At 62.2% G+C, this 9,167-nt stretch carries 10 protein-coding genes; 9 read left to right on the top strand and 1 reads right to left on the bottom strand.

Annotated features, from left to right (window positions below; all coding sequences use genetic code 11):
* Positions 1 to 81: 81 nt before the first annotated feature.
* The 3 genes from proC to D1646_RS21100 all read left to right on the top strand — a co-directional run bounded on the left by proC (position 82) and on the right by D1646_RS21100 (position 2,778).
* A complete protein-coding gene (proC, locus tag D1646_RS21110) occupies positions 82 to 879 on the top strand; it encodes a pyrroline-5-carboxylate reductase (protein ID WP_160638339.1) in 798 nt (265 codons plus the stop codon).
* A gap of 292 nt (positions 880 to 1,171) precedes the next feature.
* On the top strand, positions 1,172 to 1,948 hold the full coding sequence (proB, locus tag D1646_RS21105; protein ID WP_160638338.1) for a glutamate 5-kinase: 777 nt from the start codon (positions 1,172 to 1,174) through the stop codon (positions 1,946 to 1,948).
* Entirely contained in the window at positions 1,948 to 2,778 is an 831-nt protein-coding gene (locus D1646_RS21100; protein WP_160638337.1) for a TIGR02452 family protein, read from the top strand. The genes proB and D1646_RS21100 overlap by 1 nt, the downstream gene beginning before the upstream one ends.
* Before the next feature lie 3 nt (positions 2,779 to 2,781).
* Here the strand turns inward: D1646_RS21100 and D1646_RS21095 are convergent, their stop codons facing one another.
* Complete coding sequence (locus tag D1646_RS21095) at positions 2,782 to 3,666, bottom strand: LysR family transcriptional regulator (protein WP_160638336.1); 885 nt, start codon at positions 3,664 to 3,666, stop codon at positions 2,782 to 2,784.
* A gap of 115 nt (positions 3,667 to 3,781) precedes the next feature.
* On the opposite strand from D1646_RS21095, the gene D1646_RS21090 reads away from it, so the two are divergent.
* The 6 genes from D1646_RS21090 to pth all read left to right on the top strand — a co-directional run bounded on the left by D1646_RS21090 (position 3,782) and on the right by pth (position 8,985).
* Positions 3,782 to 4,375, top strand: coding sequence for a LysE family transporter (locus D1646_RS21090; RefSeq protein ID WP_160638335.1), 594 nt, complete (start codon positions 3,782 to 3,784; stop codon positions 4,373 to 4,375).
* 163 nt (positions 4,376 to 4,538) lie between these two features.
* The gene (locus tag D1646_RS21085) at positions 4,539 to 5,786 is read left to right on the top strand and encodes a glutamate-5-semialdehyde dehydrogenase (protein WP_160638334.1); all 1,248 of its coding nucleotides are present in this window, start codon (positions 4,539 to 4,541) and stop codon (positions 5,784 to 5,786) included.
* Between the two features lie 99 nt (positions 5,787 to 5,885).
* Positions 5,886 to 6,398 (top strand): HD domain-containing protein, encoded by a 513-nt coding sequence (locus D1646_RS21080; protein ID WP_160638333.1) that lies wholly within the window; start codon positions 5,886 to 5,888, stop codon positions 6,396 to 6,398.
* Positions 6,399 to 6,571: 173 nt separating this feature from the next.
* On the top strand, positions 6,572 to 7,258 hold the full coding sequence (locus D1646_RS21075; protein WP_243154287.1) for a DapH/DapD/GlmU-related protein: 687 nt from the start codon (positions 6,572 to 6,574) through the stop codon (positions 7,256 to 7,258).
* 71 nt (positions 7,259 to 7,329) lie between these two features.
* On the top strand, positions 7,330 to 8,313 hold the full coding sequence (locus tag D1646_RS21070) for a ribose-phosphate pyrophosphokinase (protein ID WP_160638331.1): 984 nt from the start codon (positions 7,330 to 7,332) through the stop codon (positions 8,311 to 8,313).
* A gap of 78 nt (positions 8,314 to 8,391) precedes the next feature.
* A complete protein-coding gene (gene pth / locus D1646_RS21065) occupies positions 8,392 to 8,985 on the top strand; it encodes an aminoacyl-tRNA hydrolase (RefSeq protein WP_160638330.1) in 594 nt (197 codons plus the stop codon).
* The last annotated feature ends 182 nt before the right edge of the window (positions 8,986 to 9,167 follow it).

The raw sequence follows: 9,167 nt of genomic DNA, 5'->3' as shown, positions 1-9,167 counted from the left end.
ACAGCTTTGGCAACAATGCGGAAAAAGACACGGCTGGCTGCCGTGCCTTGAACCGTAATTCTATTGTAATAGGAGGATTTTATGACCATTGGATTTATCGGCACTGGCAATATGGGCTCGGCTATAGCCAAGGCGGCGGCGAGGAGCGGACTGGCGGAGACCATCCTGCTGTCCAACCGCACTCCCGCCAAGGCGGAGAAGCTGGCGGCGGAGCTGGAGGGGGCCGCCGTCTCCACCAACGAGGAGATCGCCCGCACCGCCAGGCTGATTTTCCTGGGGGTCAAGCCCCAGATGATGCAGCTGGTGCTGGCTCCCCTGACCCCCATCCTGAAACAGCGGGAGGACCGCTTTGTCCTGGTGACCATGGCCGCCGGGCTGTCCTGCCGCCGCATTCAGGACCTGGCGGACATGAACTGCCCTGTCATCCGCATGATGCCCAACACCCCCTCCGCCATTGGAGCGGGGGTGGTCCAGTACTGCGGCCAGGGAGCCACGGTGGAGGAGCTGGACGGCTTCGCCGCCCTCATCGCCCCCGCCGGCCTGGTGGACCCGGTCCCCGAGGGGCTTATCGACGCGGCCAGCGCAGTGTCCGGCTGCGGGCCCGCCTTCGCCTATCTGTTTATAGAGGCCCTGGCCGACGGCGGCGTGGCCTGCGGGCTCCCCCGGGACAAGGCACTGGCCTACGCCGCCCAAATGCTGGAGGGCTCCGCCCGCATGGTGCTGGAGAGCGGCAGACACCCCGGCGCCCTGAAGGACGCGGTCTGCTCCCCCGGCGGCACCACCATCCAGGGGGTCCGGGCTCTGGAGGAGCACGGCTTCCGCGCCGCCGCCATGAACGCGGTCATCGCGGCTTACGAGAAGACCCTGCTTCTCAAATAACTTGCTTCTTCCTTTTTTCTTTGAAAAGAAAAAAGGAAGCGAAAAAAGAAACTTTTACGCAAAACTCCGCAAGCTCCGTTTTGCGTCCTGCCCTCTTATGCCAGCTTTCCAAATAACGGAACAGCCAGTTATCCGTCACAGATAACCGGCTGGCTCTTATGAATTGACTGCCTTGCAGGAGAGGGCAGAGAAAAAACGCAGCCGCAGGCGGAGTTTTTTCCGGAAGTTTTTTCTTTTGCTTCTTTTCTTTTTTCAAAAAAGAAAAGAAGAAAGATGAGAAGGAGTTAAGAAGATGCGTATTGTAGTAAAAGTAGGCACCTCCACCCTGGCCCACGCCACCGGGCGGCTGAACATCCGCCACGTGGAGGAACTGGTGAAGGTGCTGTCCGACCTGAAGAACGCGGGGCACGAGATGATTTTAGTGTCCTCCGGGGCCATTGGCATGGGGGTTGGCAAGCTGAATCTGCCGGGCCGGCCCGCCGATATGCCCACCAAGCAGGCCGCCGCGGCGGTGGGCCAGTGCGAGCTGATGTACACCTATGACAAGCTGTTTTCCCAGTACAACCACACGGTGGCCCAGATCCTCCTCACCGGCGAGGACGTGGACCACGACGACCGGCGGCAGAACTTTGAAAACACCATGGCCCGGCTGCTGGAGCTGGGGGCTCTGCCCGTCATCAACGAAAACGACACGGTGGCCACCGCCGAGATCAAGGTGGGTGACAACGACACTCTGGGGGCCATTGTGGCCTGCTCCGTGGGGGCAGACCTGCTGGTGCTCCTCAGCGACATTGAGGGCCTGTACACCGCCGACCCCCGGAAGGACCCCGCCGCCCGGCTCATCCCCGTGGTGGAGGAGGTCACGCCGGACATTCAGGCGCTGGCGGGGGGCAAGGGCAGCGACCTGGCCACCGGCGGCATGGAGACCAAGCTGCGGGCGGCCCAGATGGTCACCAGCCGGGGCTGTGACATGGTCATCACCAACGGAGAACACCCGGAACGGCTCTACGACATTGCCGAGGGCAAGGCGGTGGGGACCCGCTTCCTGGGCCGGAAGGAGGAACATTGATGAATCGTGAACAGCTGAAGGCTCTGGCCCAAGAGACGGTGGAGATCAGCCGGCTGGGGCGCTATCATGTGAATGGGCAGGTGGTCATGTTTGACGCCGCACGGCCCACAGAGCTGTGGACGGGCGAGGCGCTGGGCAAGCTGGCGGCGGAGCTGACCTACGCCCCCGACAGCCCCGCCGCCCAGGTGGAGGTCCGGGGCGAGGGGACGGTGGACGCCATTTTCCGCCTGGCCCAGGGAGAGCCCCTGTGTCCCCGGCTGGGGGTCCTGAACTTTGCCTCCGCCAAAAATCCTGGGGGCGGGTTCCTCAACGGCTCCATGGCCCAGGAGGAGTGCCTGGCCTTCTGCTCCAACCTGTACCAAACCCAGACCACCGGCGCGGGACCCCAGTACTATGAGATCAACCGGGCCAAACGGGACCCGGTATACACCGACACCATGCTCATTGGCGACGTGACCTTCTTCCGCACCGGCGGCTTCGCCCTGACGGAGGACTGCGTCACCTGTCCGGTCATCACCGCCCCCGCCGTCAACATGGGCATTGTCCTCCGCAACGGGGACAGTGCGGAGCGGGCCAAGGAGATCATGAAGGGCCGGATGGAGAAGATCCTGGCCCTGTTCGCCAAGTGGGGCTGTACCGACCTGATTCTGGGGGCCTACGGCTGCGGGGTCTTCCGCAACGACCCGGAGGATGTGGCCCGCTCCTGGCAGGAGCTGCTGGACCAGGAGGGCTGGGGGCACTTTTTTGAGACGGTCACCTTCTCCATCCTGGAGCGCCCCGGGAAGTCGGGCAATATCGCCCCCTTCCGCCGCCGGTTCGGCCAGCGCTGACCCTTATTCCGCCCGCAGATTTTCCCGCAGCAGCTTCATAAACAGCTCCATAGCCGGGGTTATCCAGCGGTTTTTGTGCCGGGCGCACAGGGTCGGGAACCGGACGCCGGAGATGGGGGCAATCAGCTCTACCAGCCTCCCGTCTGCCAGCTCCCCCTGGGCGGCGAACCGGGGCAGATAGGTGAAGCCCAGGTTGGACATGACACACCGCTTGATGGTCTCGATGCTCCACAGCTCCAGGGTTGCGTCCAGGGTGATGTCCCGCTCCCGGAGGTATTCCTCCAGGCGGCGGCGGAAGATGCTGTCCGGTTCGTCGGTGACCAGGGACACCGGCTTGCGCTGGTTGTGGGTTACAAAATCCGGATGGCAGAACTCCGAAGAGGCCAATAAGATCACCTCGTACTCCCCCATGGGCTCCACCTCCAGCACGTCCCGGCTCCAGTCCATGTCGTAGCCGACCCCCAGGTCGCAGGCCCCGGAGCGGACATTTTCCGCGATGTCCAGGCAGTTGCGGCTGCGGATGATGAGCCGCACCTGGGGGGCCAGCTTCCGGAACTTCTGGATCACCGGCTGGATCTTGTAGCACAGCAGGGTCTCCGCCATGTCAACCCGCAGGGTTCCGGAGGGGGCCTGCCGCTCCAGCCCCAGCTGGGACAGCCGTTCCGCCGCCAGCAGCAGCTCCCGGGTCTGGTCCAGGGCCTGTTCCCCCGCCTGAGTCAGCGTCATACGCCGGCCAACCCGCTGAAAGAGGGGGACGCCCAGCTCCTCCTCCAGCTGCTGGATGTGGACGGTTACGGTGGACTGGGTGTAGCCCAGGTACTCCGCCGCCTTCTGGTAGCTGCCCCGGTCCACAACGGTCTGGAAGGTGCGCAGATTTTTCAGCTCCATGGGAAAGGCCTCCAATCATCGGAATTATCAATAGTATACTTTAAAAACATTCGCTTTTCAAATGATATTTTTTCTGCTAGGATAGAGCCACTCTGGAAAAAGGAAGGTGGCAGCTATGCCGGTCTCGTTGATCCCCAGCTTTTTGGTCTATTGTTTCGTGGGGGGCATAACCCCTGGACCCGCCAATCTCTGCTCTCTCAGCGCCGCCCTGCGCTATGGCCGGGGCCCGGCGCTGAGGCAGTGGCGGGGACTGTTTACCGGCTTCTTCCTGGACGCCATGGGGGCGGTGGCCCTTACCTGGCTGCTGGGGGCGGCGCTCAATGAATATGTGGGGATGCTGGCCTGGGTCGGGGCGGCCTATCTGCTGTGGATGGCCTGGCACATGCTCCGCTCCAGCGGCATTGACCCGGACAGTGACCCGGCAGCCCCTTCCTTCCACAGCGGACTGCTGGTCCAGGTGACCAACGTGAAGGTCATCATCTTCTGTATCACCGCCCTCAGCGGCTATGTGCTCCCCTACAACAGCTCCCTGTGGGCCCTGCTGCCGGTGGGACTGTTCCTCCCCTTCACCGGGCCAGTGTGCAATCTGGTGTGGCTCTTTGCCGGGGCCTCCCTGCAAAAGCTGTTTGCCAGCCACCGGAAAGCGGTGGATATTGTGATGGCCGCCTCCCTGGCCCTGTGCGCCGTCAGTCTGGTCTGGCCCCACTGATGTGTCCTCGCCGGACGGGCCTTCCTTTCTTGTAAGAAAGGAAGCGAAAGAACTTTTCCCTGCGCCCTGACAGCACTCTAAGGGTTTGAATCCGCAGCCCGGTACGGCAGCATTTACAGGGTGCAGCCCATATCTCTGATCGAAACAATGAGGTGTATTATCTATGACGACACAGGAATTGCTCCAAAAGGCGAAAGCCGCCAAGGGCGCTGTGGCCTTGGCGGACACAAACACGAAAAACCGGGCGCTGCTGGCCATGGCGGACGCCCTGGAGGCCCGCTGTGAGGACATTCTGGCGGCCAACGCACAGGACATGGAGGCGGCCCGGGGAACCATCTCCGAGGTCATGCTGGACCGGCTGGCCCTGACTCCGGAGCGCATCGCCGGCATGGCCCAGGGCGTCCGGGAGGTGGCGGAGCTCCCCGACCCGGCGGGGGCGGTGCTCAGCCGGGTGGAACGGCCCAACGGTCTGGTGATTGAGAAGACGGCAGTTCCCATGGGGGTGATTGCCATCATCTATGAGTCCCGACCCAACGTCACCTCTGACGCCGCCGCCCTGGCCCTGAAGGCGGGCTCCGCCTGCGTGCTCCGGGGCGGCAAGGAGGCCCACCGCTCCGCCGCCGCCATTGTGGCCGCTTTGAAGGAGGGGCTGTCCGCTGCGGGCCTGCCCGGCGACGCCCTCCAACTGGTGGAGGACACCACCAGGGCCTCCGCCAATGAGCTGATGGCCGCCCGGGGCTATATAGACCTGCTCATCCCCCGGGGGGGTGCGGGGCTCATCCGGGCCTGTGTGGACAACGCCGCCGTCCCCGTGCTGGAGACGGGCACCGGCATTTGCCACATCTACGTGGACAAGGAGGCCGGCCTGGATATGGCCCTGGACATTGTGGAGAACGCCAAGTGTTCCCGGCCCAGCGTGTGCAACGCCGCCGAGGTGTGTCTGGTCCACCGGGAGATTGCCGGGGAGTTTCTGCCCAGGCTGAAGGACCGGCTGGAGCACAACCGGTTTGGCCGCCCGGTGGAGCTGCGGCTGGACCAGGCCGCCGCCCAAATCATCCAGGGCATCCCCGCCGGGGAGGAGGACTTCGACACCGAATTTCTGGACTATATCCTGGCGGTGAAGACGGTGAGCGCGCTGGAGGAGGCGGTCCAGCATATCGGGGCCCACTCCACCGGCCACTCCGAGGCCATTGTCACCGAAGACGAAGGGGCCGCCCGGGCCTTCCTGGCTCAGGTGGACAGCGCGGCGGTGTACTGGAACGCCTCCACCCGCTTCACGGACGGCGGAGAATTTGGCCTGGGCTGCGAGATGGGAATTTCCACACAAAAGTTGCACGCCCGGGGCCCCCTGGGGCTGGCGGAGCTGTGTTCCTTCAAATTTGTAATAAAAGGCCAGGGACAGATCCGATAAAATTGTAAAAATTTTTCAGATGACAAGGGCAGGCAGATGGTGTATGATGGGGTCAGTATTCTACAATGCCCCAGAAGGGGCAGGAAAGGACTGATATTCATGAGCCATGAAAAACGCAGGCTGCGGGAACGTGAGTTTGTCGCCCTAACCCGGGAGCTGCTGGACTCCGACCAGGTGCGGATGATGGGCCGGTGGAAGCACCACGGACCGGTGACCACCTTGGACCACTCTCTGTTTGTGGCTTTCAGCACCTACCGTCTGGCCCGGCTGCTTCACCTGGATGTGCGCTCCGCCGTCCGGGGGGCCCTGCTCCACGACCTGTATCTCTACGACTCCCGCGACAAGTCCGCTCACCCGGGCAGCCAGTGCTTCGACCACCCCCGCTTTGCCGCCCGAAACGCCGCCGCCCTTACCCCCCTCACCCCCAAGGAACGGAACATTATCCTGTCCCATATGTGGCCCCTGGGCGGCGCCCTGCCCCGCTCGCTGGAGGCCTGGATGGTGGACCTGGTAGACACTGTGTGCGCCGGTCTGGAGATCTCCCGCATCTGCCGCCCCTCCCGCCTGCGGGACCGGCTGGGGGTGCGTCCGCTGGTCCCTGTCTGCCAATAAAAGACACTTGACCGCCCTCTCTGGAATCAGGGGGCGGTTTTTGCCGCATTTTGGCTTTTTAGGCAAAACGCTGTTTTTTTGAATCTTTGGAAAAACATTTTCAAATGGTAGAAAAATGGAAAAATGTATGTTATAATGCCAGTGGCAACCCATCCTTTGATTGGAGGAACACTATGTATAAGGATTCTGCCCCGCTTCAGGCCAAACGGGAACAACTGCTTCAGGCCGGGGTTTTGATGATGGACCCCGCCGCCGTCTACGTGGAGGAGGAGGTCACGGTGGGGGCGGGAACTCTGCTGCTCCCCGGGACGATCCTCCGTGGAAGGACAGTCATCGGAGAAAACTGTCAGATCGGCCCCCAGGTAATGCTCACCGACTGCACGGTGGGCCAGGGCTGCACCATCAATGCCTCCCAGTGTGAGGAGAGCACCATCGAGAAAAACTGTCAGATCGGCCCCTATACCCACATCCGGCCTCACTGCGTGGTGGGGGAGGGATCCCACATCGGAGCCTTTGTCCAGCTGAAAAACTCCGTTCTGGGCAAAGGGACCAAGATGGCCCACCTGACCTATGTGGGGGACAGCGACGTGGGGGACGAGTGCAACTTCGGCTGCGGGACCATCACCTGCAACTACGACGGCTTCCAAAAGCACCGCACCACCATTGGCAGTCACGTCTTTGTGGGCTGCAACACCAACCTTGTCCCCCCGGTCCAGGTGGGAGACGGGGCCTTTATTGCCGCCGCCACCACAGTGACCCGAGATGTGCCGCCCGACGCTCTGGCCGTGGGCCGGCAGCGTCAGCAGGTCAAGGAGGGCTGGGCCGCGGAGAACCGGCGGCTAAAGGGCAGGAAGGCATAAAAGAGCGGTTTTATACGGGAATAGGATGGGGACCGGCGCCGCCGGTACAAATAAATGAGAGGATGTAGGAAATGATCGCACACGGGAAGGATATCAAAATCATCACGGGCAACTCAAACCCGGCCTTGGCCAAGGACATCTGCAAGGAGCTGGGCATTCCGCTGGGCAACTCAGAGGTGGGCGCGTTTTCGGATGGGGAGAATTTCGCCTCGATTTATGAGACGGTCCGGGGCTCCGACGTCTTTGTGGTTCAGTCCACCTGCTCCTTTGTCAAGGACGAAAAGAGCGGCACCGTCAACGACGCCCTGATGGAGCTGCTGATTATGATCGACGCGCTGAAACGGGCCTCTGCCGGCCGGATCACCGCCGTGATCCCCTATTTTGGCTACGCCCGGCAGGACCGGAAGACCAAGCCCCGCGATCCCATTTCCGCCAAGCTGGTGGCCAACCTGATTACCACCGCCGGGGCCGACCGGGTCCTGACCATGGACCTCCACGCCAACCAGATCCAGGGCTTTTTCGACATTCCGGTGGACAATATGCTGGGTTCCCCCATTTTTGTGGACTACTTCAACCGCAAGTTTAAGGACAACAGGGACGACACCATGGTTGTCTCCCCCGACGTGGGCTCAGTGGCCCGGGCCCGCGCCTTCGCCCAGAAGCTGAATATGCCGCTGGCCATTGTGGATAAGCGCCGGCAGAAGGCCAACTCCTCCGAGGTGATGAACATCATCGGCGACGTGAAGGACAAACGGGTCATCCTGCTGGACGACATGGTGGACACCGGCGGCTCCCTGTGCCACGCCGCCAAGGCGCTGGTGGAGATCGGCGGCGCCAGGGACGTTACCGCCTGCGCCTCCCATGGCGTGCTCTCCGGCCCTGCGGTCCAGCGCATTCAGGACAGCGTACTGGACGAGGTGGTCTTCCTCAACACCATCCCCGCCAAACCCGACGTCCACTGCGACAAGATCCGCTACATCTCTGTGGCCCACCTCTTCGCCGAGGCCATCAGCCACATCTATATGGAGACCTCCGTGTCTCCCCTGTTCCTGTAAAAATAATTGGGGTGGGCGTTTGCCTGCCCCATTTTACGCAGCTGTCCCCACTGCGGACAAGTCATAGAGGTGAATGTCATGTTTTTTAAAAAAGACGCGGGCGGCGTGAGCTGGCTGCTGGTGGGCCTGGGCAACCCCGGGGACAAGTACGAGAATACCCGGCACAATGTGGGCTATATGGTGGCCGACGAGCTGGCGGAGCGGCAGAACAAGCCAATCCAGCGGCTGAAATTTAAGGCGCTGACCAACGTGCTCACCATCTCCGGCGAGAAGGTGCTGGTGATGAAGCCCATCACCTATATGAACCTGTCCGGAGAGGCGGTACGCCAGGCGCTGGATTTTTACAAGGTGCCCCCCGACCATGTGCTGGTGATCTCCGATGACACCGCCCTGGCAGCGGGACGGCTGCGCATCCGGATGAAGGGCTCCGCCGGCGGCCACAACGGGCTGAAGAATATCATCCAGCATCTGGGCACCGACCAGTTTCCCCGCCTGCGGGTCGGCGTGGGAGAAAAGCCCCACCCGGACTACGACCTGGCCGATTGGGTCCTGAGCAAGTTCACCGGAGAGGACAAAAAAAACATGGACGCCGCCGTCAAGCGGGCCGCCGACGCGGTGGAGTGTATCCTGGCAGAGGGTATTGACCGGGGCATGGGGAGGTTTAACGGCTAGCACAGAAAGCGGACCATTGCAGGAGAACTGGGGCGCACAGAGCGCGGCAGCCCCGGCATAAAACTGAATACAAAATTTCTCTTTCATTCGTAAAGTATCTTTTGTAGGGTGGGACGACCCTAGCCTGCTATTTTATGACCCTGCGAAGCAGGGCTCATCCCTCGTCCCGCCCGCAGGCGGCC

It is taken from the genome of Pseudoflavonifractor sp. 60 (assembly GCF_009911645.1).
Lineage (GTDB): Bacteria > Bacillota > Clostridia > Oscillospirales > Oscillospiraceae > Lawsonibacter.
Note: the sequence above shows the minus strand (reverse complement) of the source record. Positions and strands in the feature narration are given on the sequence as shown.

Coding starts and splice junctions, on each gene's coding strand:
- pth (WP_160638330.1), top strand. CDS start 8,392: ATGTTTTTTAAAAAAGACGCGGGCGGCGTGAGCTGGCTGCTGGTGGGC.
- proB (WP_160638338.1), top strand. CDS start 1,172: ATGCGTATTGTAGTAAAAGTAGGCACCTCCACCCTGGCCCACGCCACC.
- proC (WP_160638339.1), top strand. CDS start 82: ATGACCATTGGATTTATCGGCACTGGCAATATGGGCTCGGCTATAGCC.
- D1646_RS21095 (WP_160638336.1), bottom strand. CDS start 3,666: ATGGAGCTGAAAAATCTGCGCACCTTCCAGACCGTTGTGGACCGGGGC.
- D1646_RS21100 (WP_160638337.1), top strand. CDS start 1,948: ATGAATCGTGAACAGCTGAAGGCTCTGGCCCAAGAGACGGTGGAGATC.
- D1646_RS21070 (WP_160638331.1), top strand. CDS start 7,330: ATGATCGCACACGGGAAGGATATCAAAATCATCACGGGCAACTCAAAC.
- D1646_RS21080 (WP_160638333.1), top strand. CDS start 5,886: ATGAGCCATGAAAAACGCAGGCTGCGGGAACGTGAGTTTGTCGCCCTA.
- D1646_RS21075 (WP_243154287.1), top strand. CDS start 6,572: ATGTATAAGGATTCTGCCCCGCTTCAGGCCAAACGGGAACAACTGCTT.
- D1646_RS21090 (WP_160638335.1), top strand. CDS start 3,782: ATGCCGGTCTCGTTGATCCCCAGCTTTTTGGTCTATTGTTTCGTGGGG.
- D1646_RS21085 (WP_160638334.1), top strand. CDS start 4,539: ATGACGACACAGGAATTGCTCCAAAAGGCGAAAGCCGCCAAGGGCGCT.